Below are 24,524 nucleotides of genomic sequence, written 5' to 3'. Positions count from 1 at the left end.
TGCATTAGAGATGAATTGAGGGGTGTTTTCCCATGTCATACGAATTTCCTGTCGATCACCGAGGCCTCTTCGAAGAGCGCACAGGACAGTTTCTGAGCTTCGGGCTCCCCGTCTCGGATCTCGAGGAACTGCGCGCGTCCATCCACTCGACCTGGGCCGACGCGCCGGGTGGTTGGTCGTACGAGTGGTCGGCGTTGGCAGCAAAGTACTCCGCGGCCGGCAATCATTCACTCGCGGCGATGATCTACGGAATCGCCAAGTTCCCCGTCCTGGCCAACGATTCGCGGCGCCGGGCCCTGCAGAATCAGGTGGACGAATACGTCAAGGCAGCACCGGGGTTCGGGCTCGAGTTCGAGCGTCGAATCCTGTCCCTGCCCTACCGAAACGGCGAGATCGAGCTACCGGTACACATTCTCTCCGTGGACGGAAGGTACGAAGACGCACCCGCCCTGTTGCTCAGCGGCGGCGTCGACGGCTGGAAGATGGACATGCATCCGTTGGTCAGTGCGTTCGCGAAGAACGCCGGAGTGACTGTTGTCGCTTTCGACCAGCCGGGAACTGGTGAATCACCGGTTCCTCTCGACGCTTTCGGTGACGAGGTGATCGACGGACTGGTGGCGACGGCTCGCGCCCTCGGCAATGGCCAGGTGGCACACCTGGGAGTCTCCTTCGGTGGCAACTTCGCCGTGCGGTCGGGGTTGACCGGCGCCGTCGATGCGGTGATCAACATCGGCGCCCCGGTCAAGGGCGCGTTCGAGACCGCGAACGCGGAGCGCCTGGTCTACGGCATGGGTGACATCGTCGGAAACGCACTGGGTTTCGATGCCCCGGCAACCAAAGAGGCGCTGGTACAGGGTCTCCGTGCTTTCGATCGCAGTGTCTTGATGACCGCCGACGACGGCCGGACCCCGATGCTTGTGGTCAACGGGGCCGACGACGTTCACATCCCGCTCTCGGACACCACTCTCTTCGAGGAGCGCCCGAACACGCAGGTACACGTCATCCCGGATGCGGGGCACTGCGCAGTGACCAAGCTGCCCGAGTTGACGCCGATGATGATCGACTGGCTACGAGATGCCCTGTCAGGAACCGCTCCACGAACCGGTAGATGATCCGCCGCCGAAGCTGGCAAAACGATACGTCGCAAGAACGGCCTTGTGATCGGTCGGCCACGGCGTCGGTGAAGCGATGAAGTTGTCCTGGGAGTCCTCCTCCACTCTTTTGTTGTGCACGATCGTCTTTCGCGGGCCGATGATCCCGACAGATCCCAACTTCAGGTCGGAAGCGCGATCGGCGAAGATGTAGTCGATCCGATCGCGTTCGTCTGCCTCGGGTGCCCAGGTGAGCTGTGAGGTGTCGACGTCGGGATTGTCGGACGGCCAGGTGAAGCCCGGGTGTGTGGCCGGGTTCGGGTACTTACTGCGGTAAGCGTCGACGAATCCGGCTTGGTCGAGCAGGCGGGTGGATTCCCAAGGAACGACTACACCGTTGTGGTCGAACAGATTTCGCGTGCCGTCGGTCCAATCCAGGGCCGACGGTTCGTTGAAATCGCCACCGAGGATGACGGATCTGCCCTTGGCCCGTTCTTTTGCCGCATCGTCGACGAACGTCGAAATTGCCTTGGGTCGTCCCGAATTGATGTTCACGCGCTGAACCGTCTCGGGGTCCGTGACCGGACCGGACGGCATCTTGTTCCAGCCGAACTCGGAGAACTCTCCGGGCTTGGGAACACCCGCGCCGTATCCGCGCGGTAGATACGTCGCGTAGGACGTGTAGGCCAGATGTGCCGAGTAAGCAGCGATTTGTTTGCCGTCGACCGTCACGACTGCCTTGATCATCGAGTTCAGGTCGGCTGTTTCCTCGATCGGAAACTTGGAGAGAATCCCCACGTCGGAGGACGCTGCTCCGTAGAAGGTGGTTCCTGATTTGGTCAGCATGTCGGCCAATGCAGTTGTCGCAGTGCCGGCTTCCGACAGGAGAACTATCGACGCCTGTGTCGAGATGATCATGTCGGCGATCAGCTGCAGGCCACCGTTGATCTTGGTTCCGCCGTGCCAGGTGTTGAGGGAGAGCACTTTGATCTCCTGCGCGGGGCTCGCCCCCGCGACGGAGGTATTGGCACCCAATGTAAATGCGCTCGCGGTGACTGTGCCCGCGGCTACCGCCATCGCCTTGACCATCTGGCGGCGCGTCAATCCATTCATCAAATCCCGGCTCTCGTTGTCGTGTGCTCGAACCCCCGGAAGATGATTACCATCGCTACCTAAACGGACAGTTAACCAATTGTAAAATGGCAGATTTCCACAGAACGCCGTGCGGGCAATAGTCTTCTGATCGTGGTACTCAGTGAGCGTTTCCCCGGTAACAAGACCTTCGCGAAGGTTCGTGTCCTGCCGCCGGTGGTGAAGCTGCTCCTCCTCTCGATGGTGCTGTTCAACATCGGGTTCTATCTGGTTGTCCCCTTTCTGGCGGTGCACCTTTCGGAGGACCTCGGATTTGCGGCCTGGATTGTCGGCCTCGTCCTCGGATTGCGGATGTTCAGTCAGCAGGGCATGTTCTTCATCGGTGGAAGCCTCGCCGACAGGTTCGGCAAGCGTCCGATCATCCTGCTGGGCATAGCCGTTCGTGTAGTCGGTTTTCTGATGCTCGGTCTGGCAGAAAGCATGAGCGCCGTGATCGTCGGCGTGCTCCTGGTCGGCTTTGCTGCCGCGCTCTTCGCGCCCGCAGTGGAGTCGGCCAACGCGGAGTACGGACGCGAACTCGAGTCCGCCGGAGTTATGCGTCGTACCGATTTGTTTGCAGTGGAACAGATGTGCAGCCGCCTGGGAACAGTGATCGGTCCGGCGCTGGGAGCTGCTCTCCTGATGTTTCCGTTCTCGTGGACGGCGTCGAGCGCCGCGTTGCTCTTCGCGATCATGTGGGTCGGGTTCTTCATCTGGTTCCCCCGACCGGGCGATGCCCACGACGGCCCGGTGTCGACCTATACGCTGCGCGACGTCTGGCGAAGTGTCCTGACCAACAACAACTTTCTGCTCTTCGCGACGCTCTGCAGTTTTCAGCTGGTTGCGTACAGCCAGCTGTACCTGATGCTTCCGGAACAGCTCGAGCGCGGAATCGGTTCGCAGTCGGCGCTGGGATGGTTCTACGTGGGCGCGGCGGTGTTGGTGATCGTCGGGCAGGGACCGACGGTCGCGGTTGCCCACCGCATCGGGCATCGGCGCGCGATCACCTTCGGGCTTGTGCTCATTTCGGTGTCGTTCCTGGTTCCGCTGGTCACCGGCGTCGACTCCGCAGCTTCGGCGTCGACGCAGATAGTCGGTCTGGCGGTGTGGATCGGGCTGCTGCACCTGGGACAGATGTTGATGGTGCCGCCGATGCGAGACACCATCGCGATCCTCGGTCGTGAAAGCAACCTCGGAGCGCACTTCGGCATGCTCAACACGATCGGCGGTCTGCTCGCGCTCCTGGGAACCGTGGGAGTCGGATTCGTGTACGACCTCGTCGACAACGGCCACGCAGCGCCGGCGTCACCATGGGTGATCGTTGCGCTCTGCGTGGCCGTGTCGGCTGTGGTGTTGTGGGTGTGGTCAGGCCGAACGAAAGTTATCGACCAGCGATCGTCTGATTGATCTTTGCGACGAAATCTTCCAGCACAAACGGAATGGTGAGTGGGTTCGGCATGGACACCGCGTCACTGACGATGGGGTCCAAGCTGATCAGGCCTCCGGTCTCGACCACGTTCAGATTGGTGAACGCCGGCTGCGACTCCATCTCGGCGCGAGCCTTCTCGTAGTTGTCGAAGAGCAGGTAGTCGCACTCGAGGAGGTCGTAGTTCTCGGCGGAGATCTCGTAGTTCAGCTTGCCCGCGAACCGATCCTTCAGTGCGGCAGGCGCCGTGAATCCCAATTGCGTGAGCAGCTGAGCCCGCGCTGCCTCGGGGCTGAACGCTCGCAGATTTCCGTCGCTCCAGCGAATGACGAGAGCTGCTGTCTTGCCTTCGAACTGGGGGTTCTCCACGCGGGTGCGAACGATGAGGTCTTCGACTTCCTGGACCTCCTTCTTTGCCTGCGCGGGAACGCCCACAGCCGTACCGATGCGGGTCGTGACTTCCTGCCAGGGCAGAACCCAATCCGTCTGATCGGCGGCGTGCAGCACCGTCGGCGCGATGGCGCTGAGCTGCTTGTACAGATCCTCGTCGATCGCGTTGTTGACGGCGATGATCAGGTCAGGCGCTGCAGCCACGATCGTTTCGATGTCGAAATCGGTGGTGGCGTTGGCCAATGGCGTCGGCTCGGCGCCCTGGACTGCGGAGTCGGCCCAGACGCCGATTCCGTCGTCGGTCGATCCCTTCCACACCGGGACCAGGACGGGCGTCAGCCCGAGGGAAAGCAAAACGTCCGCGTCGCCGATACCGACCGCTGCGATGCGGCTGGGTGCCTGCTCGATGGTGGTGGAGCCGAACTTGTGGTCGATCGTCACCGGGAAGGCGTTGGCCTCGGCGTGAGCACCTTCGGTGCCGGGAGTGGATTCGTCCTTCGCGCTGTCGCCACAGGCAGCAAGGGCGAAACCGGCTGCTGTTGCGAAGGTGACGGACAGCATGGCACGGCGGCTCAACATAGGGTTCACGGCAACCTCGGGTTTCATGGTTATGGGACCCTAACCATAGTGGAGTTGCTGTGTCGGCAGTGTTTGTTAACCTCCGCCCATGACGGCGGTTCTCGACTACACATCAGCAGGACCGTTCGCCCGCATCGACGGGGTGGACATGCTCGCCCTCGAGTCGCTCTCCACCGACCCGGTGAAAATATGCCGGGTAGTGCCGTACCTGGTGGTCCAACCCACCGATGCTCAGTCGCTGAATCTGCCTGCCGACCGATTCGACGAAAACCAGATCCGGCCGGCAAGCGTTCTGCTCCAACGCCTGCTTGCGCTCGATCCGGCACCGGTGACCTCCGCCCGTGAACCCGACAATCGGGTCGTCGGAACCTGTCGGCACTTTGCAGTTTTGAGTTGTGCGTTTCTGCGCTACCGCGGTTTTGCCGCCCGGGTCCGTTGTGGTTTCGCCACCTACTTTCAACCGGGACAGGGCGTGGACCACTGGATCACCGAGTACTGGGACGACGCAGGCAAGCGGTGGATCCGCATCGATTCCGAGATCCTCGGACAGAACGTCCTTCCTCACGCCCATGATCTGCAGCCGGGAGAATTCCTCAGTGGTGGTGAGGCGTGGCTGGCATATCGACGCGGCGAGATCGACGCGTCCCAGTTCGGGGTGTACGGCACCGAGAACTGGGGGCCTGCCGAGATCCGCGGCAACGCAGTGAAGGATCTCGCCGCGATGAACAAGGTCGAAACCCTGCCGTGGGACGAGTGGGGTCGTATGACGGACGCCTACGACGGAAAGACAGGCGCCGACTACGACCTACTGTTGGACGATGTCGCCGCGGTGTGCGCCGCCGACGATCCCGTTGCCGTGCGAGCACTGTACGAGCACGATGACTTGCGCGTGCCGGACAAGCTGATTCGTTTCTGAGATGCTGGTGCGATGAATCCGGAGCATCGCCAACTCGATTACGGACTTCGATTCGACTGGGGGTTGCGCGGCGCCGAAGCGATTGCTGCCGGCGTCGATGTGGCAGTGGTGGTAGACGTTCTCTCGTTCACGACGACGCTGAGCGTTGCCGCCGACGCGGGAATCGACGTACTTCCCTTTTCCTGGAACGACGAGCGCGCGTTCGATTACGCGCGTGATGCCGATGCGGTCCTGGCAGTGAGGCGAAGCGTAGCCGCGGAGGGTCAGATCAGTCTGTCTCCCAAGACGATTCGCGAAGCCGAGGTGCCGAGTCGGCTAGTGCTGCCGTCGCCGAACGGGTCGACTATCGCGTTTGCGTTGGCATCTCAGGTTGCGGTGTGTGTCGGCGCTTCGTTGAGGAACGCTTCCGCCGTCGCTGATTGGATTGTGCACGAACATGGTTCGAGATCGAGGGTTGCGATAGTCGCGTCCGGTGAAAAGTGGCCCGGTGGAGAGTTGCGTCCGGCGGTGGAGGATCTGTGGGGCGCCGGTGCGGTTGTCACGGCGTTGACCGTGACTGGTTGGGAAGGGTCCCCATCGCCCGAGGCGCAGATGGCGGCGACTGCCTGGACGGCGGTGTCGGATTCGTACGAGGAACGGTTACGGGACTGCGCCTCAGGGCGCGAGTTGATCGTCATGGGGTTTCCACACGACGTCGCCATCGCCTCGGAACTCGACGACAGCGACACCGTACCTGTTCTCGAAGATCGTGTGTTTCGAGGTCAGCGCACCGGGCGTCGGTTGAACAAACTCCGTGCCCAGAGGTAGGAGAGGAAGGTGATTGCGACGCACCATCCGATCGCGAGTATCGCGTTGTTTCCGATGGCTTCGCCGAGAAGAAGTCCTCGAAGAGTCTCGATGATCGGAGTGAACGGCTGATACTCGGCGAACCATCGCAACACGGTCGGCATCGAGTCGGTGGGGACAAAGCCGCTTCCCAGGAACGGCAAGAGGATCAACACCATTGGAAGGTTGCTGGCCGTCTCGACACTCTTGCTGACGAGGCCGAAGGCGACCGACAACCAGATCATGGCGATGGAGACCAGGACGAGGAGTGCAAACGTCGCGGCCCACTCCACGAAGCCTGCAGTGGGCCGGAAGCCGACGGCTATCGCTACGGCGATGACGACAACGAGGCTCACGATCGTCTGAAGGAGGCTGCCGAGAACGTGACCGGTCAGGACGGACGTGCGCGTGATCGCCATCGTTCGGAATCGTGCAATGATCCCGGCGGTCATATCGGTTGCGACGGAGATGGCAGTACCTTGTGCCGCTGATGCCACGGTCATCAGAATAATCGCCGGTGCAACGTAATTGACATACTCGGCTCGGCCGCCACCGCCGGGGCCGAGGCCGTTCCCGAGCGTTCCGCCGAGCACGTAGACGAACAGCAGTAGGAAAACGACTGGCATTCCGACGAGCATCACCGTCATCGACGGATATCGAAGGATGTGTCGAATGCTGCGACGCAGCATGGTTTTCGAGTCCTGATAGGCAAGCGTCATGGTGGTCATCGCGCATCGGTCCTTTCGGTGGCGGTCAGAGTCAGGAACACGTCGTCCAGGTCGGGTGTGTGCACGGAGAGTTCCTTGACGTCGATCGAGTGAGCGTCGAGTTGGTCGAGAAGAGAGCGCAGCGAGCGGACACCCCCGTCGCTGGGGACCTGGAGGACATAGGCGGCATCATCACGTGATGATTCGTCGAAAACAGCTGCAGCAGAATCGAGCTGATCTCGGTCGAAGAAGTGAAGACGAATGTGGCCGCCGGGGATGTGCCGTTTGAGTTCCGCTGCCGTACCTTGGGCGACGATCCGTCCCTGATCGAGGACGGCGATGTGGTCGGCCAGTTGATCAGCTTCCTCGAGGTACTGGGTCGTGAGGAAGATGGTGACACCGCCCTCGACCAACTCCCGGATGATCTGCCACATGGTGCGTCGACTCCGGGGGTCGAGACCGGTGGTGGGTTCGTCCAGGAAGATGATCTCCGGCCGCCCGATCAACGTCATTGCCAGGTCGAGCCGTCGACGCATGCCGCCCGAGTAGGTCGACGCCAGCTTGTCCGCGGAGTCGATCAGATCGAACTTCTTCAGGAGTTCTTCAGTGCGAGTGCGGCGTTCGTCCTTGCCGAGATGGTGCAGGTCGGCCATGAGGAGAAGGTTTTCCTCACCGGCCAGATAGTCGTCGACCGCTGAGAACTGCCCGGTGACGCCGATGCGCGAACGCACCGTGTCGGGATCGTCGGAAGGGTTGTACCCGGCGATGCGGATGTTGCCGCCGTCTGCCGGAACGAGGGTCGAGAGAATTTCCACGATGGTGGTCTTGCCGGCGCCGTTGGGGCCGAGGAGTGCAAAGACGGTTCCGCGGTCGACGGAGATGTCGATTCCGTCCAGTACCGTCTTGTCGTCGTAGGCCTTCTTCAGGCCCGTCGCGGTGATGGCTGGTTTACGGGACATCAGCGTTCCTTTCGCTAGATCTTCTTGTTGGATTCTTCTCGGGGCTCCGAACGTCGAATGACGATGTCGCCGTAACTGGTGTGTGCCCGGACGTCTACCCGGCGTTCAGTGGAAGCCGGACCGTGCGTGGCATTCATCTGGTTGTCGACGCGGCCGAAGGACGTATGAGCGTCGAATCGTGCGGCGGTTCCGGATCGAACGCCGATGTGGATTCGCCCGGCGGCCGTCTTGGCGGATACGACTCCACTCTCGATGGTCTCGAAACGGATGTCGCCGTTGGCGGTTGCGGCGCTCGCGTCGGATTCGGCGTGCTCGACGGCGACACTGCCGTTGGCGGTCTTCGCCTTCAGTGCGCCGGTGATCGTGCCGATGTTGATGTCGCCGTTGGAGTTCTTGACCTCCGCGTTGCCGTCGACGCGGCCGATGCGGATGCTTCCGGACCCGGTGCTCGTGTCGATGTCACCGGCCACGTGCTCGACGATGATCGCGCCGGCCCCGGTGCTGACGTTGAGCGGCCCGGTGGTTTCCAGTGTGCAATCGCCCGCGGAAACCTTCACCCGTGATCGTCCGAGAGTGCCTTCGCTACGGAGGCTGGCAACTGCAGCAGTGCCTTCGAGTTCCGAGCCGGAGGGAAGCTGAACGGAGATGTCCACAGATCCTGTCTTCCCGAAGATGCCGAGGCCGCGCTGTTTCGGAGTCTTGATCTGCAGCCGGCCACCTGCGAATTCGACGCGCGTTTGTTCGGCGACTCGAACGTCGACCTCGCGAGACGAGTTGCTGGGCAACACTTCCACGACAGTGTCGTTGCGGCTGCTCGCCGTGATCCGGATGTGTCCGACTGCCACGTCGAAGTTCAAGGTGATGGGGTCAGGTGTGCTGAATGTAGGCATGGTGATACTCCCGATGAGGTTGTCTCGGTTGATGAAAGAGGGTGGTGCGAAAGATGAAGCCGGTGTCAGTGCACCCAGCCGCTGAAGCTTTCGGAACCTTGGGACGTGCGCTGTCTCGGAGTGCTTCTGTTCGCGCCGCCTTCCAGAGCCGTTGCAGCCGAGCGAACCAGCCACGCGTTGACGGAGATGCCGGCTTCCCGGGCCGCCGCCTCGATCCGGTCTTTGAGGTCTTGCCCCAGCCGCAGGTTGATTCGAGTCATCGAGGCGTCGTCGGACTCCGTGACGGGGCGCGGTGCCGGAGTCGGGTCCTCTTCGACGGGGGCTGGAACCGGTTCACTGATGGCTGGTGCCACCACGAATTCGGGTTCGCGTCCCCGCAGGCGCAGGTCCACCGAACCCGGGGCGAGGTCACGCGTGATCTCGGCGGCTGCCGCAGACAATGCGTCGAGAAGGGTGAGTCGCACTGCTGATTCCAGCGGTGCGGTCAAACGATCGGCGAGTGCCTTTGCGTCTTCTCCGCCTGCTTCGGCCGCCACCGCGAGTTCGTGGCGAAGGTTGTCTACGTACGGTGTCAAGTCCATGGCATCACTATGGCACCACTTTGGTGCCACCGCAATAGTTTGGTGGCACATTCGTGTGAATTTGGTGAGAATTACCAGGTCATCGGGGTGGTTGGCGATTCGGTCCGCGGCAGGCTGACACACTCGTAAGGGTGAGTCCTGCCGAATCGAACCGCCGACGCCGCATCGTGCTCTGGATTGCCGGGGTGCTCGGCGTCGTGATCGTGGTTGGGGTGGTGGTCGTCGCGATCGCACCATCGCGGTACCTGCCCTGGGACACGGCTGAGTTCCCGGCGGTGGACGCGAGTGCGCTCACGTCTGATCAAGGTCGGGTGCTCGAGCTACTGCAATCCGAGCATGAGCAGGACCGTCCGGGCACCTTCTATTCCGACGGCATCGACGAAGAGTGGTGCGCCGACTTTGTCAGCTGGATCATGAGGGAAGCGGGTCGACCGTTGTCCAACCCGAACTCCGGAAGTTGGCGCATCCCGGGGGTGTACACCTTGCAGGAGTATTACCAAGGGATCGGCGCGTACGCCGAGAACGGCAGCGGGTACACCCCGAATGTGGGTGATGTGGTGATCTACGACAGTTCGAGATGGGTCGGTCAGCACACCAACATCGTTGTGGCAGTGGACGGCAACTCTGCGGTCACGGTTGGCGGCAACGAGTTCGGCAAGGTGCGGGTTCATGATCTGGACTGGCAATCCGACTCTGCCGTCGTGGGATTCGGAAAACTTCACCCCTGATCGTTGCTCTTCGGAGACAAGGCGAACCACCGCGCCGACGCACGTGCCTCGTCGCCTGCGTCGATGTGCAGCGTGTTCGTGCCGGTTCGCACGCTCACCTGCTCACCTCTCTTGATGGGCTGGGTGTACTCGAGGATCGCGCGAAAGGGCCCGCTTCGTAATCTGTCGGGCAGCGCATCTTCCACGGGCTGCCAGTAGATTGCGTTGTTCACGTGATCGAAGGGGTCGAAATCGCTCGAGCGCAACGGGAACGGCGTATCCGCTGACGGCGTCGTGTCCGGGGTCGGGTCGATCCACCGACGCCAGTGAAGATGCTGGTCCACGGCCGTCGATGCCAGGGCAGCGGTGAACTTCTCACTGATGGATGCCGGCATTCCCGTCTTCGGGTCGATGTTGATCCAGAACGCCTCGGTTTCGATCAACCCGCCGCCATCGGATCTGATGCGAACTCGCATCGAACACCACTTGTTCGACAGGCCTGAACACCAGCGCTGCAGGTGAACTCGATCCGGCCAGACGACCGGTTCGAGTACATCGATCACCGTTCTTCGTACCATCCACAGCGGGTGTGTATCCATGGCGCCGCGGTCGACGAGATTGTCGAAGCCCGCGTCTTGGAGGTAGCGCGCGATCGCGTCGAGGCGCAGTTGTTTGTCGGTGTGGATGTCACCCGTACGCACCGGCCACGAGGCCTGGAAGATGCTTCCGGTTGTCGGTAGTTCGGCCATCGCTACGTGGTCGTCGACTTTTGTACGGTTCATCGGATGTGGGCTCCCGGTGTTCGCTTGGTTGGGTGGCTTCACGCTTGCGTTACCCGATGGTGGGATCTTGAACCATCGGAGTTCATCGTTTTCTGAATCCAGTTTTCGATGTACTGTCGCACGTATGGATATCGAGGGCGTAGATGTGGTGACCAACGTGGCGGTGCTTGCGAGGTTCGGGCATGCACTGTCCGACGAGACTCGGACACGGATACTGCTCGAACTGAAGACCGCACCGCGGTATCCGTCCGACCTCGCTGAAACGCTGGCTGTGACCAGGCAGAAGCTGTCCAACCATCTGGCGTGCCTGCGCGGTTGTGGCTTGGTGGTGGCCGTCCCGGAAGGGCGCCGGACCAGATACGAACTCGCCGATGTACATATCGGTCCGGCCCTCGACGACCTGCTCGGGGTCGTACTCGCGGTGGATCCGTCGTACTGCCCGGACAGCGAATCAGAGGGGTGCTGCTGATGGTTGCGCCCGTTGACGGTGTCGGGCTCTCGACTGACCGGCGTGCGCTCTTGTCGAGAAGAATTCGCATCTTCGTGGCGATCACGATCAGCTACAACGTCGTCGAAGCGATCATCGCGCTGGCGGAGGGCACACGAGTGTCGTCCGCAGCACTGTTCGGTTTCGGCCTCGATTCGGTGATCGAAGTGTCCTCGGCGGCAGCTGTTGCCTGGCAGTTCTCGGCGCCGGATCCGACGAGCCGTGAGAAGGCGGCACTGGGAGTGATCGCATTCTCGTTCTTCGGGCTCGCTGCGTATGTCTCGTTCGACGCGATTCGGTCGCTGTTCGGTCTGGGGGAAGCTCGGCACACGAGCGTCGGAATACTCTTGGCTGCAGTGAGTTTGGCGATCATGCCGGCTCTGTCCTATGCGCAACGCCGAGCAGGTCGGGAGTTGGGTTCGCTGTCGGCGGTCGCGGATTCGAAGCAGACGCTCCTCTGTACCTACCTTTCTGCGGTCTTGCTGGTCGGTTTGCTGCTCAATTCGGTACTCGGCTGGTCGTGGGCAGATCCGATTGCTGCACTGGTCATCGCCGTCATCGCGGTGAAAGAAGGCATCAACGCGTGGAAGGGCGATCCGTGCTGCCCGGTTGTGGCTGTGCCCGAGAGCGGTGACGAGTGCGACTGCTGCTGAGTGAACACAGGTTTTGTCGAGTGAGCACTCGCTGCGGTGCGTCAGAGCGGGTGTTCACTCGATGAAAGGCGTGCCGACTTCTGCGCGGCCCTTGATGTGCGCGGCGCGTTGCTCGAGAAGGCGCCGCAGATACGGGCCGACAGCCAACCTCAGCGCCAGGTGTCCGAGCGCCCCGAAGGGGGCCGTAACCGTGAAGCGGTCATGCATCCGCGTCCACCCACCCGGCTGAACGTCGAAGACGTGCTCGTGCCTCATTGCGGCAAACGGGCCGCGGACCTGCTCGTCTGTGAACGAGTACGGACGGTTGTACTGCGTGATCCGGCTTGTCATCGAGAATCTCCACCCGAGATGCCGAGCAGTGAACGACACCTCGTCGCCCTCTCCCAGCGTCGATCTACCCGTACTCGTGACTGCCACCTCATCTGTTGCGCGGAGCGAGGCCGAGTGTTCGTCCATGTCGAGTTCGAGATCGAAGATCACCGCCGGTGGAGCATAGATATCGGTGATCACGACTACGGTGTGTTGCACAGTGCCAGTCTGCCAACATTGGTTTGCGATCCCGGCAAGCGGGTACGGGTCGGTGACCTGCGGTTCATCCGCGACGGGTGATGTTTTCGCCTTCCAGCCCCTCGAGACTGAGTAAGGGAAGTGCATTCTGTCGAAAGGAACGCTGATGACTGCTCCACCGCGGGAACCCGCGAATCACCCTGTCCGGCAGGGTTTCGCGGTAGGTACGACGTTTGCAGCAGCAATTCTGCTGCTCACCGCAGGCATTGTCGCTCTGCTTCAGGGCATCGCGGCCGTTGCCGACAACAATCTGTTTGTCGTGGGTATCAACTACACGTACAAGTTCGACATCACGACGTGGGGTTGGATCCACATCATCTTGGGCATCATCGGGATCGTGGTGGCCCTCGGCCTCTTCACCGGTGCAGTGTGGGCCAGGGCGGCGGCAATCGTCATTGCGTCGCTCTCGATCATCGCCAACTTCTTGTGGATGCCGTATTACCCACTGTGGTCGATCCTGGTCATCGCGCTCGATGTCGTTGTGATCTGGGCGGTCGCGACCTGGGACAGGGACAGAGTCTAGGCACCGAACAACCCGAGAGCAGTTGGTCCCGACCGAGTCGACTCGGTCGGGACCATCGCTCGTGCGTGGGACATTTCGACAGGGTGTGGCTCGGATCAGTCTGGGAGTCGACGCATTTCGGCGACGGTCAGGCCGAGGGAATCGAGACGGGCCATGATGCTCCGCATAGCCGTGTGGTCCGCGACGGGTCCGTACAAACTGGTGAACCCGCCGGCGGCACTGGCGACACTGAGTTCAGGAAATGCGGCCTTGACGCGGTCCGACACTTCGCCGTCGATGAGGAATTGATACCGAGTGGGAGCATTCATCAGTATCCGCTCCATTTCGTAGGGCCATGAGGTTCGAGAAGGCAGCGCTCCGAGCCTCGAAATCGCATGTCGTCAAGTGCAATCGGCGTCGCTGCCCGATCCAGGACTCCGCATCCGTGGGATCCAGTCTTACTCCCGTACGCGCTCGGGGCGTCATCCCCTACGGGTGAATGTCGTCGCGGGTCCGTTCATCCCTTTTGTGTGAGGCTCCGTAGAGTCGCCACCCCTAGTGTCGACCGGGAGAGAGAAGAGGTCGGCATGGGATCTGTCATCGGGGATCTGTTACCCCTCGCGGTCGGCGTTGCGGTATCGCCGATCCCGATCATCGCGGCAATCTTGATGTTGTTGTCCAAGCGTGCCGGCAGCACGAGCGTCGGGTTCGCGCTGGGCTGGATACTGGGAATCGTCGTCGCCACCGTGATCTTCGTGCTTCTGTCCAGCAAGCTCGGTGACTCCGAAGGTGATCCGTCAGCGACAGTGTCGTGGATCAAGCTGGCGTTGGGTGTATTGCTTCTTGCGTTCGGAGTCAAGCAATGGCGCGGACGCGGAGGCGAGCACGAAACCCCGAAGTGGATGCACGCCATCGATGACATGACCGCTGTCAAAGGCCTCGGCTTGGGCTTCGCTCTGGCTGCGATCAATCCGAAGAATCTGATGATGTGTATCGCGGCCGGAATCTCGATCGGATCCGCGTCATTGGGCTCCGGAGAAGTTGTTGTCGCCATTCTGGTTTTCACGATCATCGCGGCCTGCACAGTGTGCGTGCCCGTGATCGGCTACCTCGTTGCCGCGGAGCGACTGCGTGGTCCGCTGGCCAAGCTGAAGGTGTGGTTGCAGGAAAACAACGCCACGGTGATGAGTGTGTTGATCCTGGTTATCGGTGTTGTTCTCATCGGCAAGGGCATCGGCGGTCTCTGACAACTGGAGGTAGTTATGGGATCGCTGCTACTGCAACAGATCCCGCTGGCGCTCGGGATCATCATGAGCCCGCTGGCGGTTGTCGCCGTTGTGGCCGTACTGTTTTCCGAACGAGCGCGTATCAACAGCATTGCGTACCTGATCGGGTGGTATCTCGGAATAGTTGTCGCGCTGGCCGGTTCGTACGTCATCTTGACCGCACTCCAGGTTCATCAGCGCACACACCCTCCGCTGTGGGTGCCCGTCATCCATCTCGTTCTCGGGGCAACTCTGCTGGCGGGTGCCTGGTTCGTCTACTCACGCAGTCGTCGCGGGGTTCAGGCGATGGCGGCTGCAGTTGCCCCTGGCGACGTTGTGGCTGCGGCCCCTCAGCTGCCGAAGATGCTGCAATCGGTTGAGCACTTCCAACCAATGCGATCCGGTGTGCTCGGTTTCGCGCTGTTCGTTCTCAACCCCATCGACATGTCGTGTGCCATCGCAGCAGCGATGAACCTTCGTCTCAGCACCGTGGCACCGACGTCGCAGATCGTCTCGGCCGTGATCTTCTCGTTGGTGTCCGTGACCTCGGTCGCGGTACCTGTTGCCCTCCTGCTGATCAAGAAGGACGAGGCAACCGAACCGCTGCTGAAGATCCGCACCTGGATAGCCACCAACACGCACTTGCTGAACGTCGGGCTCCTCGTCCTGATCGCGGCGATGCAGATCAGTAAAGGGGTGCAAGGACTATGAGTGCTCCGCACACGCGGACCTGGTGGGTCTTCGGATCGTTGTCCGACTATCAACGCGCTTGGCTTCGCCCCGACATCATTGCGGGCCTTACGGTGTGGGCTGTCCTTGTTCCGGAAGCGCTCGCGTACGCCACCATCGCCGGAGTTCCGCCGGTGGTCGGGCTTTATGCTGCGGTTCCGTCATTGATTCTGTATGCAGCAGCCGGCAGTTCGCGCCATCTGATCGTCGGGCCGATGTCGGCGACCGCAGCGTTGTCCGCGGCGATGATTGCGCCATTGGCTTCAGGAAACGACGGCCGATTCATCGCGCTGTCGGCGGCATTGGCGATCGTGACCGGGCTCGTCGGACTGCTCGCAGGATTCATGCGCCTCGGATTCATCGCGTCCTTCATCTCCGAGCCGGTTCTCAAGGGATTCATCGTCGGTCTGGCGCTCACGATCATCATCGGTCAAGTACCCAAACTCCTGGGCGTGGACAAGGGGGAGGGAAACTTCTTCGTCCAGACGTGGACAGTGGTGAAGGAACTGGGTGAGGTCGACCTACCGACCGTGATCATCGGATTGCTCAGCCTGGCAATGGTCCTGGGCGTCAAGCGATGGCTTCCGCTCGTACCGGGTTCGCTCCTCGTCGTGCTGCTGGGCATTACCGCAGTAGCGTTGTTCGGCCTCGACGATCGTGGCATCGACATTGTCGGACACATCGACTCGGGCCTGCCGTCGATGGGTCTGCCGAGTGGTGTGGGAGCCGAGGACTACCTCGACCTGGTCGGACCTGCGGTCGGCGTTCTGCTCATCGGTTTCGCCGAAGGTCTTGGCGCTGCAAAGACATACGCGGCCAAAGCCGGCTACACCATCGACGCCAATCGTGAACTGGCAGGACTGGGTGCGGCCAATCTCGGATCGGGTCTCTGCTCGGGAATGGTGGTCAACGGCAGCCTGTCGAAGACCGCCGTCAACGGAGGAGCGGGCGCCAAATCTCAGGTCAGCGGACTGGTGGTCGCGGCGCTGACGCTGGTGACACTGCTGTTTCTCACCGGCCTGTTCGAGAAGTTGCCAGAGGCGACGCTCTCGGCTGTGGTCATCGCAGCAGTGATCGAACTGGTCGATTTCTCCTCCCTCGCAGCGCTGTACCGGGTGTGGACGAAGAGGTTGGGCAGTATCTACGGGCACGCTGCCCGGGCCGATTTCGCGGCGGCGATCGCGGCGATGTTCGGGGTTCTCCTCTTCGACACGTTGCCCGGTCTGATCATCGGAATCGCCGTCTCGATGTTGCTGCTCCTGTATCGGGTCTCCAAACCGCACGTGGCCGCTCTGGCCAAGGACGGCACGCGCTGGGTCGACATCAGTGGGCATCCTGATCTGAAGACACTCGACGGCGTCGTAGTGGTCAGGGTCGAAGCGGGGATGTTCTTCGCCAATGCCGATCACGTGCGTGATCAGATCACCGGTCTGGTGACCGCCGGCACCACCATGGTCGTTCTCGACGCCGAGACGTCACCGTTCATCGACGTCAGCGCTGCGCAGATGTTGGCTCAGCTTCGAGATTCGTTGGCACGCAGAAATGTGAGCTTCCGAGTGGCACGCGACATCGGGCAGTTCCGCGACGTTCTGTCCGGTGCCGACCAGGGCGCGCTGAAGGTCGACGTCTATCCGACCGTCTCGAAAGCGCTTGCAGGTCGAGACAACACCTCAGCGTGATGTCCGTAGCCAGATTCCCAGGGGACCGGAATCTTTGGCCACTGATCCGACGATCGACGACGCGACAACCACGATGGCCGAGAAGATGAACAGCCAGCCGATGACGGTGAACATCACGCCCAGAAGACCGAACTCGTCCTGCGACGTCTTTGTCATTCGGGGGAGGAAAAGAGTGCCGGCCACGTGCAGTCCGGTCAGGCCCGTCGCGGTGAGCAATCCTGACCCGACGCACATTCGAGTGGTCATGCGATTGGCCGTCAGCAGCATGGGCACGGCTGTCCACACGAGTGCCCACACGACGTAGACCGCTGTGAATTCCAGGACTCTGCCCACTCCCGGAACACCATTCAGTTCACGGCACAGGGCCGCACCGACCACCGACGCGGCCACGACGCACACTACCGCGAACCACCGCCACGCCTGACGGAGTGTCGCCGTCGGCACGCTCCAGATCCGTCCGTACATCCGGCCGAGAGCGCGAGCGTAGGACGTGGAACTGATCAGCAGCATGAGCAAGCCGACAATCCCGAACGCTGCCGCGGTAGAGGTACTGGTCAATACGGTGTCGGGGAGTTGGACGCCGAGGTCGTCTTTGGCGGCATCAGCCAACGGCTTCAGCTTCTCCAAGGTCGACGCTGCAATCATGACCGGGAGCAATGACGTAAAGGCCTGGGCCGCCAAAGTCATGGCGCTGTCCACGAGCCCGACTTCGAAGACCCCGATGGTTGCATCAGTCGCCAACCGTCGACTGGGTGTACGTCTCGCCCACACGGTCAATCGATCGCGCGTATCGGAATACAGCTTCGGGGGCATGGAAGCAGTCTTGCTCAGATGAGTCCGCCGCGTCGCGCAGCCTTGAGCGCGTCGCGTCGGTTGCTCACTTCCAACTTGCGATAGATCCCGCGAAGATGCGTCTTGATGGTGTTGACGGAAAGGAACAGCGTGTCGGCAATGGACTCGGTGGTGTCTCCGGAAGCCAGTTCACGGAGTACGGTGTATTCGCCTGGCGTGAGGATCGGTGCACTCACCAATTCTTGTGGGCGAATGCGGCTACGTACCTGTTCGGCAAATGCTTCTTGATCTCCGAAATGTCCACTGAACTCGTCGAACACCGGCCGCAGGGATGCGCCGTAGTCGAGGAAGGGGCGTAGCAGGCTACCGGCTTCCGCGGCGCGCAGCGCTTTGTGGAGGGAGCGAAACGACTTGCGCTCGTGACCTGTTGCAGCGTGGATCCCGGCTTCGAGTGTCCAGGCGTAGACGTGATGTGCGAGCAACGGGATTTCGGAGGACCCGAGAGCTTCGGAAACTTCGACGAGTGCTTCCGCGAACTTGTTGGACGAGAAGGCGACGGCACCCCGTGCGAGATGTATCTCCGACGTTTCTCCGAATTGATCGGCTGCGTCACGCACGAGTCTCGCTGCCCATTCCACCTCGCCGACGGAAAGGCATGCGTGGACGACGGGTGGTAGAAGAGCCAAGGTCGCGAACGCGAAGGTACGTAATTCGATCGCGCTGAGCATCGCGTCGCGGACATCGGCGGCGGTCGAGCGTCGGTCGGTCGAGCCGTCGAGACCGTGAAGGCCGAAGGTTACGACGGAGTGCCACCCGAACACCGGCGCGCTGGCGCCGAGAACGTCTGTGCTCCGGTAGTTTCCGATTGTCGGGATGCGGTACGGGAGTTCGCTCGAAGCGCAGAGATATGTGGCAAAGGCGGCCACCGACGCGGACAACTCGTACTCCGCAGTCGTCGTGATGCGATGTTCGACCGCGTAGTCGAGAGCGTAGACGGAGTGAGCCCTCATCGCCCCGATGTCTCCGCTGAGAGAAGCTACGTAGCCCAGTCCGGTCAGCGACTTCAAGACGAATCGCGCCCTGCCCCGTATTGTCCCGAGTGCGACGGCTTGAGTGTATTCGACAGTCGCCCTGTCGAACTCACGTCGCAGTAAGTGTGCCGTCGCCAATTCCATGTGTGCGTAGGCTTCGATGTCGGAGTGGGTGCTTTTCTGACGCCGCTCCAGACGTGCCGCCAGCGGCTCGTTGTCGGAAGTCGCCGTAACGCAGGAGATTTCCAGGCTCATCGCCAGGAACAATGGATCTTCTGCAATCGGTGGATGAGTTGCCTCGAGAAGATCGAGGCACGTGGTCGCCGAGGTCACGTCACCGGAGTGGAGGGCGGCCGCCGCCAGCACCAGTCGGGTGATCGGGGATTCCGAAACCTGCGTCGACACCGATTCCAGGACTCGCACGACGTCCCCGCAGTGCCCGTCGAGTACGAGGCCCAGCCCGCAGCGTTCGAGAAACGCGAGAATGCGGTGTGGGTCTCCGATCGACACCTCGAGTTCGAGCGCCTCGAGTTCGAAGTGATTGCTTTCGAACCAGCTTGCTGCTCGCAGGTGTACGCGGTTTCTCTCGACGTGATCGACGCGACGGAACTCTGCCCGAAGGTGCTCGCGCAAGAGAGGGTGATAGCTGAACCACGTTGTGTGGTCGGCGGAATCGGTACGGGTCACGGGGAAGTTGAACTGAATCAGCGAGTCGATCTCGGATAGAGCGTTCGAGTCCGTCAGAGTTTCCGCCAGTTGGGCGGAGAAAGAATCGACTACCGATGTTCGCAACATGAACGAGGTGACATGTTCGGGCAAGGACGTCAGTACCTCGTCGACGAGAAAGTCGGCGATCGGGCGGGGTGTGTGCGTGAACTCGTCCAGTGCATCGCCGATGTCACTGCGGCCGGCCAGAAACGCGGCGGTCAGGCGAACGACGGCGCCCCACCCCTTGGTGAAGTTCTCGACGATTGCGAGTTCGTCGTCGCGCAGCGTGATGTCGTACTCGCCGAATATCGCGGTGATCTCGGAGCGATCGAAAGCGAGATCGGTGGATGCAAAGCGGGTGAGTCGGCCGTCGAGAGCCAGACGATGCCACGTGAGCGGTGGTTCGTAGCGGGCGGCAACGATAATCGACAGGTTGCCCGGGGTCTGTGTGAGTATCCGATCGAGGAGACCGATCGACATCGGATCGTGGAGGGTGTGAACGTCGTCGAGGATCAACGTTGTTCGGCGCTCGTGCGTTTCGAGGGTTTCCGCAAAGTGCGCGAGCCACTGCTCGACGGGCGGCCTGGATCCGGTCTGCACGGGGAGCCTCTGGCCGGCCGCATCGACGGAGGTCGCGATCGCCTCGGCGAGGGATTCACACAGTATCGACACGTTGTTGTCGCGCTCGGCCAACGTCAGCCAGGCCAGCGCAACATCAGGGGAGGCTCGAGAATATTCGCGAGCCCAATCGGCCAGAAGTAGGGTCTTCCCCGCACCGGCCGGAGCCGAGAGCAACCCGACAGGCCCGGGGCCTGAGCCTTTGGTGGCAGTGGATGCGGTGAGTTTGCGGTGCAGGCGCGGACGCGCGACCAGTCCTTTCACGGCAGTTGGCGGGTGAAAACGACCGTTGAGTGCGGCGCCTGGCACGTGCGCTTGCCCGACGCGGTGAGACGCGTCGAGCGTTACTGCAGCGGCATCACGAAATGGGCTGCTCATCCGACTCCTGTTCGACTGGCTGCACTGGACGTGACCGCTGGATCGAAATTTTGAACGAGTTAGATGATGTGAAACTACCCAATTCGGACACCAAATAAGCGTCCAAGTCGAAAATTCGGACCAAAGTCCCTGATTTAGTGGAGTGAATTTCGAACAATGAATGGTGTCGCCAGTTCTACCGCCCGAACGGCGGGGTGCGAGCAAACCTCGAATAGCGGTCGAATACCTTTTCCAGGCCCACGAGATCCGGATCTGACAACAAGGCTGCCAGAAGTACACGTGCCTGCCCGGCTCGAAGATCGGTGGAAAATACAGCGCCTGCGGCGATCAAGTCGTGCCCGCCACCACCGCCACCGTAAACCGGGGAGATTGGCCCCGAGGGCACCCGAGTTGTCACGGCTACCGGAATGTGAGCGCCTACGCAGTCTCGTACGGCCTCGACTATCGTCGGATTGGCATTTCCCGAACCGAGTCCGTCGAGAACAAGTCCCTGCGCCCCGGCGTGCACGCAGGCGTCGATTTGTACGCGGTCTGCCCCGGGATACACGGCGATGATGTCGACGCGGGTATCCGAAATCGGATGCCACGGCAATGGTTCGGGATTACGCAGCAGGAGCGGATCGATGTGCACGCGGCGGAAGGCATCGAGTGCCGTCGTATCGGACTTTCGCGTACCTGCGGCTGGATGGACCGAACCGCCGAAGGCGATGAGGACACCACGCCCGTGTGACGAGATGTCCAGTCCGGCTGAGATCGCCGCGGCGAGATTCGAACGAGCGTCGGATTCGGGATGGTCGAAAGTGCGCTGCGCGCCGGTGAAGACCACCGGGCGTTGGTCGTCGTGGTGCAGGTCCAACAAGAACGCAGTTTCCTCCATCGTGTCGGTGCCGTGAAGCACGACCACCGAGTCGAGTCCGGGATCTTTCAATTGATCGGCTACGGCGTCGCGAACACGATCCATGTCCGCGAAGGTCATGCTCGAGCTGTCCTTCGACATCACGTCGACGACTCGAAGCTCGATGTCGGTCTGCTCGTTGCCGACCAGATCTGCACCGGTGATTGCGGGCCGGCTGATTCCATGCGCATCCCGGGTGCTGGCGATGGTGCCACCGGTAGTGACAACTGCGACTTTCGACACTGTGGTCCTTTCACGTCAAGCTGCGGGGTGGTGGATGGCCAACTCGCGAATACGATTCCTGGCGGCGTACCAACCAATCATCAAGAGCGGTGCGATGATCGCGATGGATCCGACGGTCCACGTTCCAACGGGGTTGTCGAATGCCATCAACACGATAACGACCGCAAGAAAGACCAGTGTCGCGATCCCGGTGTACGGTGCGCCGAATATGCGGAAGGAAGGGCGAGTGACTTTGCCTTGTTTCGCAAGTTGCCAGAGCCTCAACTGGCACAGCACAATTACCGCCCATGCACTGATGATGCCCAGTGCCGCAAGATTGAGGACTATTTCGAAGGCCTGCGCTGGGACAACAGCATTGAGCCCGACGCCGAACAGGATGACCACGCCGGTGAGTGCGATTCCCCCGTACGGCACTCCGGCTTTGTTCATTCTGGCAGCGAAGGCAGGCGCCGAACCGGCCGTCGCCATCGAATGGAGTATTCGTCCGGTCGAATACAATCCGGCATTGAGGGAAGACAACGCCGCCGTGAGAACGACCAGATTCATGATCGCATCTGCGCCTTGGATGTTGATCGAACCGAAGAATGTGACGAATGGACTTTCACCGGCGTGGTATTCGGTGTACGGGAGCAACAGTGAGAGCAGCAGGACCGACCCCACGTAGAAGACGAGGATCCGAATGATCACTGTGTTGATCGCCTTGGGTATCACCTTCCGGGGATTTTCGGTCTCTCCAGCCGTGGTCCCCACGAGTTCAATTGAAGCGTAGGCGAACACGACGCCCTGAATCACCACGACTGCCGGCAGTATTCCGTTGGGGAACAGCCCACCGTTGTCGGCGATCAGGCTGAATCCGGAGGAATGCCCTTCGATGGGCGTGCCGAAGAGTACGAAATAGACACCGAACCCGAGGAATGCGGTCAAGGCCACGACCTTGATCAACGCGAACCAGAACTCCAACTCTCCGAAGACTTTCACGGACACGAGATTCAGTCCGAGAACCAGCAACACCGCGATCAGAGCGAACATCCACTGATCGATGTGTCCCAGTGGCGCCCAGTACTTTTTGAAGAAGTTCATGTACAACGCCACAGCCGTGACGTCGACCACGGCAGTCATTGCCCAGTTCATCCAGTACAACCAGCCCGCAGCGAAAGCCATCTTTTCGCCGAAGAATTCGCGTGCGTAGGAAACGAAGGATCCGGAAGTCGGTCGGTGCATCACCAGTTCGCCGAGCGCCCTCAGGATCAGGAACGCGAAGAATCCGCACAGCGCGTACACGAGAACCAAGGCCGGGCCCGCCTGTTGTAGTCGCCCTCCCGCCCCCATGAAAAGGCCGGTTCCGATCGCGCCACCGATCGCGATCATCTGAATTTGTCTGGGGCCGAGCGCCTTCTGATATCCGAGATCCTCCTCAGTGGCAACTTCGGCGCGGCCTGTCTCTTCCCGTTCGACGGTCATCAAACCTCCTCCGCAACAGCGGTGGCATGAGGCTTCTCCCCCGAAACGCGGAGATTGGCGAGATGTTCGGGGCTGAGCAACCGATCGAGTTCCTCGCGGTCGAGCAGGCCGGCTTCGATTACGAGATCGGCGACGCGACGCCCGGAAATCAACGCCTCCTGGGCGATCCGAGTGGACGCGGTATATCCGATGTAGGGGTTGAGCGCGGTGACGAGGCCGATGGAGTCTTCGACTCGGGCGCGCAGCAGTTCAGTGTTAGCCGTGATGCCGAGTACGCACCGGTCCGCCAAAATGCGGCAAGCCGCACCGAGGTGTCGCATTCCTTCGGACAGTGAGTGCACGATGATCGGCTCGAAAGCGTTGAGTTGGAGCTGACCGGATTCCGCAGCCATCGTGATCGTCACGTCGTTGCCGATGACTTCGTACGCGACCTGATTGAGGACTTCGGGAATGACAGGATTGACCTTGCCCGGCATGATCGACGAACCTGCCTGCACCGGTGGAAGATTGATCTCGTTCAATCCGGCTCGCGGGCCCGAAGAGAGCAGCCGGAGATCGTTGCACACCTTGGACAACTTCACAGCGACCCGCTTGAGGACGCCGGAGAGGTGGACGAACTGGCCCACGTCCTGGGTCGCTTCGACAAGATCCGTTGCCAACACCAGCGGCAGTCCGGTCAGTGCGCCCAGGTCGGAACAGGCCACCTCGGCGTAGCCGGCGGGTGCGTTGAGGCCAGTGCCGATAGCAGTCGCACCGAGGTTGATCTCGTGAACGAGAAGAGCGGCCTCAGCCAGACGCGCCCGATCCTCCTCGATCATGACCGCGTAGGTCCCGAACTCCTGACCCAGGGTCATCGGCACGGCGTCCTGCAGTTGGGTGCGTCCCATCTTCACTGTGTCGGCGAACTGAAGAGATTTGGTCGTGAATGCGTTCTGGAGTGTAAGAAGTGCATCCAGCAGGTCATCGATCGCGAAGATCGTCGAGATATTCACGGCCGTGGGGTAGACGTCGTTGGTCGATTGGCTCAGGTTCACGTGTTCATTGGGGTGAAGCCGTTCGTAGTCGCCGCGCTGGTGGCCGAGGATTTCCAACGCGCGATTGGCGATGACCTCGTTCGCATTCATGTTCGTCGACGTGCCGGCGCCACCCTGGATGACGTCCACCACGAACTGTTCGTGCCACCGCCCGTCCACGATCTCCTTGCATGCCTGTGAGATGGCCTCCGCGCGCGGGCGGTCGAGGATGCCCAGCTTTTCGTTTGCGCTGGCTGCGGCCCACTTGACGTAAGCGATGCCGCGGATCAGATGCGGGTTCGTGGCGATTGTTCGACCAGTGATCGGGAAGTTCTCCATTGCGCGCAAGGTGTGGATACCCCAGTACGAATCGGCTGGAACCTCGCGATCGCCGAGCAGATCGTGTTCTGTTCGCGTTTCGAGCACTTGATCAATTCCTCGTGTCTCTTCGCGCAAGCATCACTCTGCGCGGTGGGTGTATTTCGGGATCGCAGCGCTGACGGTCGAGTAGTAGTCCCG

25 protein-coding genes are annotated in these 24,524 nt (G+C 61.3%); 11 read left to right on the top strand and 14 right to left on the bottom strand.

The window, feature by feature from the left end:
- The first annotated feature begins 32 nt into the window (after positions 1-32).
- Entirely contained in the window at positions 33-1,112 is a 1,080-nt protein-coding gene (locus tag ATN38_RS10545) for an alpha/beta fold hydrolase (RefSeq protein ID WP_064113605.1), read from the top strand.
- Here the strand turns inward: ATN38_RS10545 and ATN38_RS10540 are convergent.
- On the bottom strand, positions 1,083-2,204 hold the full coding sequence (locus ATN38_RS10540) for an endonuclease/exonuclease/phosphatase family protein (protein WP_218747946.1): 1,122 nt from the start codon (positions 2,202-2,204) through the stop codon (positions 1,083-1,085). The two genes, ATN38_RS10545 and ATN38_RS10540, sit on opposite strands and share 30 nt — an antisense overlap.
- Positions 2,205-2,336: 132 nt before the next feature.
- Between ATN38_RS10540 and ATN38_RS10535 the strand changes: the two genes are divergently transcribed.
- Positions 2,337-3,629, top strand: a complete 1,293-nt coding sequence (locus tag ATN38_RS10535; RefSeq protein WP_007730351.1) for an MFS transporter — start codon at positions 2,337-2,339, stop codon at positions 3,627-3,629.
- Here ATN38_RS10535 and ATN38_RS10530 read toward each other — a convergent pair.
- The gene (locus ATN38_RS10530; protein ID WP_256931607.1) at positions 3,604-4,617 is read right to left on the bottom strand and encodes an ABC transporter substrate-binding protein; all 1,014 of its coding nucleotides are present in this window, start codon (positions 4,615-4,617) and stop codon (positions 3,604-3,606) included. The genes ATN38_RS10535 and ATN38_RS10530 overlap by 26 nt on opposite strands.
- An 88-nt stretch (positions 4,618-4,705) precedes the next feature.
- Here ATN38_RS10530 and ATN38_RS10525 point away from each other — a divergent pair, with 88 nt between their 5' ends.
- Both ATN38_RS10525 and ATN38_RS10520 read left to right on the top strand, forming a co-directional pair.
- Positions 4,706-5,533 (top strand): transglutaminase domain-containing protein, encoded by an 828-nt coding sequence (locus tag ATN38_RS10525; protein WP_218747943.1) that lies wholly within the window; start codon positions 4,706-4,708, stop codon positions 5,531-5,533.
- A 12-nt stretch (positions 5,534-5,545) separates the two neighbouring features.
- Entirely contained in the window at positions 5,546-6,340 is a 795-nt protein-coding gene (locus tag ATN38_RS10520) for a 2-phosphosulfolactate phosphatase (RefSeq protein WP_218747941.1), read from the top strand.
- On the opposite strand, the gene ATN38_RS10515 is transcribed toward ATN38_RS10520, so the two are convergent.
- The 4 genes from ATN38_RS10515 to ATN38_RS10500 all read right to left on the bottom strand — a co-directional run bounded on the left by ATN38_RS10515 (position 6,295) and on the right by ATN38_RS10500 (position 9,495).
- On the bottom strand, positions 6,295-7,086 hold the full coding sequence (locus ATN38_RS10515) for an ABC transporter permease (RefSeq protein WP_054780764.1): 792 nt from the start codon (positions 7,084-7,086) through the stop codon (positions 6,295-6,297). The genes ATN38_RS10520 and ATN38_RS10515 overlap by 46 nt on opposite strands.
- Positions 7,083-8,024, bottom strand: a complete 942-nt coding sequence (locus ATN38_RS10510; protein ID WP_218747939.1) for an ATP-binding cassette domain-containing protein — start codon at positions 8,022-8,024, stop codon at positions 7,083-7,085. Before ATN38_RS10510 ends, ATN38_RS10515 begins: the two co-directional genes overlap by 4 nt.
- Before the next feature lie 14 nt (positions 8,025-8,038).
- A complete protein-coding gene (locus ATN38_RS10505; RefSeq protein ID WP_218747937.1) occupies positions 8,039-8,914 on the bottom strand; it encodes a DUF4097 family beta strand repeat-containing protein in 876 nt (291 codons plus the stop codon).
- 65 nt (positions 8,915-8,979) lie between these two features.
- Positions 8,980-9,495 carry a toxin-antitoxin system HicB family antitoxin gene (locus tag ATN38_RS10500; protein WP_007730367.1) on the bottom strand — a complete coding sequence of 172 codons (516 nt, stop codon included), beginning with the start codon at positions 9,493-9,495 and terminating at the stop codon, positions 8,980-8,982.
- A gap of 131 nt (positions 9,496-9,626) precedes the next feature.
- On the opposite strand from ATN38_RS10500, the gene ATN38_RS10495 reads away from it, so the two are divergent.
- Positions 9,627-10,223 (top strand): CHAP domain-containing protein, encoded by a 597-nt coding sequence (locus ATN38_RS10495; protein WP_039973153.1) that lies wholly within the window; start codon positions 9,627-9,629, stop codon positions 10,221-10,223.
- On the opposite strand, the gene ATN38_RS10490 is transcribed toward ATN38_RS10495, so the two are convergent.
- On the bottom strand, positions 10,214-10,984 hold the full coding sequence (locus ATN38_RS10490; RefSeq protein ID WP_003943026.1) for an acyl-[acyl-carrier-protein] thioesterase: 771 nt from the start codon (positions 10,982-10,984) through the stop codon (positions 10,214-10,216). The genes ATN38_RS10495 and ATN38_RS10490 overlap by 10 nt on opposite strands.
- A gap of 124 nt (positions 10,985-11,108) precedes the next feature.
- On the opposite strand from ATN38_RS10490, the gene ATN38_RS10485 reads away from it, so the two are divergent.
- Positions 11,109-11,453: a helix-turn-helix transcriptional regulator gene (locus tag ATN38_RS10485; RefSeq protein ID WP_218747935.1), complete on the top strand. Its 345-nt coding sequence runs from the start codon at positions 11,109-11,111 to the stop codon at positions 11,451-11,453.
- Positions 11,453-12,124, top strand: a complete 672-nt coding sequence (locus tag ATN38_RS10480; protein WP_254593825.1) for a cation transporter — start codon at positions 11,453-11,455, stop codon at positions 12,122-12,124. The genes ATN38_RS10485 and ATN38_RS10480 overlap by 1 nt, the downstream gene beginning before the upstream one ends.
- A gap of 54 nt (positions 12,125-12,178) precedes the next feature.
- On the opposite strand, the gene ATN38_RS10475 is transcribed toward ATN38_RS10480, so the two are convergent.
- The gene (locus tag ATN38_RS10475; RefSeq protein ID WP_050655037.1) at positions 12,179-12,652 is read right to left on the bottom strand and encodes an SRPBCC family protein; all 474 of its coding nucleotides are present in this window, start codon (positions 12,650-12,652) and stop codon (positions 12,179-12,181) included.
- 145 nt (positions 12,653-12,797) lie between these two features.
- Here ATN38_RS10475 and ATN38_RS10470 point away from each other — a divergent pair, with 145 nt between their 5' ends.
- Positions 12,798-13,214, top strand: coding sequence for a hypothetical protein (locus ATN38_RS10470; RefSeq protein ID WP_003943077.1), 417 nt, complete (start codon positions 12,798-12,800; stop codon positions 13,212-13,214).
- Between the two features lie 95 nt (positions 13,215-13,309).
- Here the strand turns inward: ATN38_RS10470 and ATN38_RS10465 are convergent, their stop codons facing one another.
- Positions 13,310-13,522, bottom strand: coding sequence for a hypothetical protein (locus ATN38_RS10465; RefSeq protein ID WP_003943015.1), 213 nt, complete (start codon positions 13,520-13,522; stop codon positions 13,310-13,312).
- A 258-nt stretch (positions 13,523-13,780) separates the two neighbouring features.
- Here ATN38_RS10465 and ATN38_RS10460 point away from each other — a divergent pair, with 258 nt between their 5' ends.
- Genes ATN38_RS10460 through ATN38_RS10450 form a run of 3 tightly spaced genes read left to right on the top strand, consistent with a single transcriptional unit; the run spans position 13,781 to position 16,866 of the window.
- Positions 13,781-14,440: a GAP family protein gene (locus tag ATN38_RS10460; RefSeq protein ID WP_007730384.1), complete on the top strand. Its 660-nt coding sequence runs from the start codon at positions 13,781-13,783 to the stop codon at positions 14,438-14,440.
- Positions 14,441-14,455: 15 nt separating this feature from the next.
- The gene (locus tag ATN38_RS10455) at positions 14,456-15,169 is read left to right on the top strand and encodes a GAP family protein (protein ID WP_058038384.1); all 714 of its coding nucleotides are present in this window, start codon (positions 14,456-14,458) and stop codon (positions 15,167-15,169) included.
- A complete protein-coding gene (locus tag ATN38_RS10450) occupies positions 15,166-16,866 on the top strand; it encodes a SulP family inorganic anion transporter (RefSeq protein WP_050655018.1) in 1,701 nt (566 codons plus the stop codon). The genes ATN38_RS10455 and ATN38_RS10450 overlap by 4 nt, the downstream gene beginning before the upstream one ends.
- On the opposite strand, the gene ATN38_RS10445 is transcribed toward ATN38_RS10450, so the two are convergent.
- From ATN38_RS10445 to ATN38_RS10425, 5 genes are all read right to left on the bottom strand, one after another.
- Positions 16,858-17,679 (bottom strand): hypothetical protein, encoded by an 822-nt coding sequence (locus tag ATN38_RS10445; RefSeq protein WP_003942972.1) that lies wholly within the window; start codon positions 17,677-17,679, stop codon positions 16,858-16,860. The two genes, ATN38_RS10450 and ATN38_RS10445, sit on opposite strands and share 9 nt — an antisense overlap.
- 14 nt (positions 17,680-17,693) lie before the next feature.
- Complete coding sequence (locus ATN38_RS10440; protein WP_218747933.1) at positions 17,694-20,393, bottom strand: LuxR C-terminal-related transcriptional regulator; 2,700 nt, start codon at positions 20,391-20,393, stop codon at positions 17,694-17,696.
- A gap of 175 nt (positions 20,394-20,568) precedes the next feature.
- Positions 20,569-21,531 carry an asparaginase gene (locus ATN38_RS10435; RefSeq protein ID WP_058226847.1) on the bottom strand — a complete coding sequence of 321 codons (963 nt, stop codon included), beginning with the start codon at positions 21,529-21,531 and terminating at the stop codon, positions 20,569-20,571.
- Between the two features lie 15 nt (positions 21,532-21,546).
- The gene (locus ATN38_RS10430; RefSeq protein ID WP_007730398.1) at positions 21,547-22,992 is read right to left on the bottom strand and encodes an amino acid permease; all 1,446 of its coding nucleotides are present in this window, start codon (positions 22,990-22,992) and stop codon (positions 21,547-21,549) included.
- Positions 22,992-24,431, bottom strand: coding sequence for an aspartate ammonia-lyase (locus tag ATN38_RS10425; protein WP_050655022.1), 1,440 nt, complete (start codon positions 24,429-24,431; stop codon positions 22,992-22,994). The genes ATN38_RS10430 and ATN38_RS10425 overlap by 1 nt, the downstream gene beginning before the upstream one ends.
- Between the last annotated feature and the right edge of the window lie 93 nt (positions 24,432-24,524).

The sequence above is a fragment of the Rhodococcus sp. FH8 genome (assembly GCF_019266085.1).
GTDB lineage: Bacteria > Actinomycetota > Actinomycetes > Mycobacteriales > Mycobacteriaceae > Rhodococcus_F > Rhodococcus_F qingshengii.
This window is presented reverse-complemented; position numbering and strand designations above follow the sequence as displayed.

What these genes read in the sequence shown, in the direction of transcription:
- ATN38_RS10440 (WP_218747933.1), bottom strand. Translation starts at nt 20,393, where the DNA reads ATGAGCAGCCCATTTCGTGATGCCGCTGCAGTAACGCTCGACGCGTCT.
- ATN38_RS10490 (WP_003943026.1), bottom strand. Translation starts at nt 10,984, where the DNA reads ATGAACCGTACAAAAGTCGACGACCACGTAGCGATGGCCGAACTACCG.
- ATN38_RS10480 (WP_254593825.1), top strand. Translation starts at nt 11,453, where the DNA reads ATGGTTGCGCCCGTTGACGGTGTCGGGCTCTCGACTGACCGGCGTGCG.
- ATN38_RS10530 (WP_256931607.1), bottom strand. Translation starts at nt 4,617, where the DNA reads ATGTTGAGCCGCCGTGCCATGCTGTCCGTCACCTTCGCAACAGCAGCC.
- ATN38_RS10465 (WP_003943015.1), bottom strand. Translation starts at nt 13,522, where the DNA reads ATGAATGCTCCCACTCGGTATCAATTCCTCATCGACGGCGAAGTGTCG.
- ATN38_RS10515 (WP_054780764.1), bottom strand. Translation starts at nt 7,086, where the DNA reads ATGACCACCATGACGCTTGCCTATCAGGACTCGAAAACCATGCTGCGT.
- ATN38_RS10470 (WP_003943077.1), top strand. Translation starts at nt 12,798, where the DNA reads ATGACTGCTCCACCGCGGGAACCCGCGAATCACCCTGTCCGGCAGGGT.
- ATN38_RS10460 (WP_007730384.1), top strand. Translation starts at nt 13,781, where the DNA reads ATGGGATCTGTCATCGGGGATCTGTTACCCCTCGCGGTCGGCGTTGCG.
- ATN38_RS10500 (WP_007730367.1), bottom strand. Translation starts at nt 9,495, where the DNA reads ATGGACTTGACACCGTACGTAGACAACCTTCGCCACGAACTCGCGGTG.
- ATN38_RS10485 (WP_218747935.1), top strand. Translation starts at nt 11,109, where the DNA reads ATGGATATCGAGGGCGTAGATGTGGTGACCAACGTGGCGGTGCTTGCG.
- ATN38_RS10545 (WP_064113605.1), top strand. Translation starts at nt 33, where the DNA reads ATGTCATACGAATTTCCTGTCGATCACCGAGGCCTCTTCGAAGAGCGC.
- ATN38_RS10525 (WP_218747943.1), top strand. Translation starts at nt 4,706, where the DNA reads ATGACGGCGGTTCTCGACTACACATCAGCAGGACCGTTCGCCCGCATC.
- ATN38_RS10430 (WP_007730398.1), bottom strand. Translation starts at nt 22,992, where the DNA reads ATGACCGTCGAACGGGAAGAGACAGGCCGCGCCGAAGTTGCCACTGAG.
- ATN38_RS10540 (WP_218747946.1), bottom strand. Translation starts at nt 2,204, where the DNA reads ATGAATGGATTGACGCGCCGCCAGATGGTCAAGGCGATGGCGGTAGCC.
- ATN38_RS10445 (WP_003942972.1), bottom strand. Translation starts at nt 17,679, where the DNA reads ATGCCCCCGAAGCTGTATTCCGATACGCGCGATCGATTGACCGTGTGG.
- ATN38_RS10505 (WP_218747937.1), bottom strand. Translation starts at nt 8,914, where the DNA reads ATGCCTACATTCAGCACACCTGACCCCATCACCTTGAACTTCGACGTG.
- ATN38_RS10455 (WP_058038384.1), top strand. Translation starts at nt 14,456, where the DNA reads ATGGGATCGCTGCTACTGCAACAGATCCCGCTGGCGCTCGGGATCATC.
- ATN38_RS10510 (WP_218747939.1), bottom strand. Translation starts at nt 8,024, where the DNA reads ATGTCCCGTAAACCAGCCATCACCGCGACGGGCCTGAAGAAGGCCTAC.
- ATN38_RS10520 (WP_218747941.1), top strand. Translation starts at nt 5,546, where the DNA reads ATGAATCCGGAGCATCGCCAACTCGATTACGGACTTCGATTCGACTGG.
- ATN38_RS10450 (WP_050655018.1), top strand. Translation starts at nt 15,166, where the DNA reads ATGAGTGCTCCGCACACGCGGACCTGGTGGGTCTTCGGATCGTTGTCC.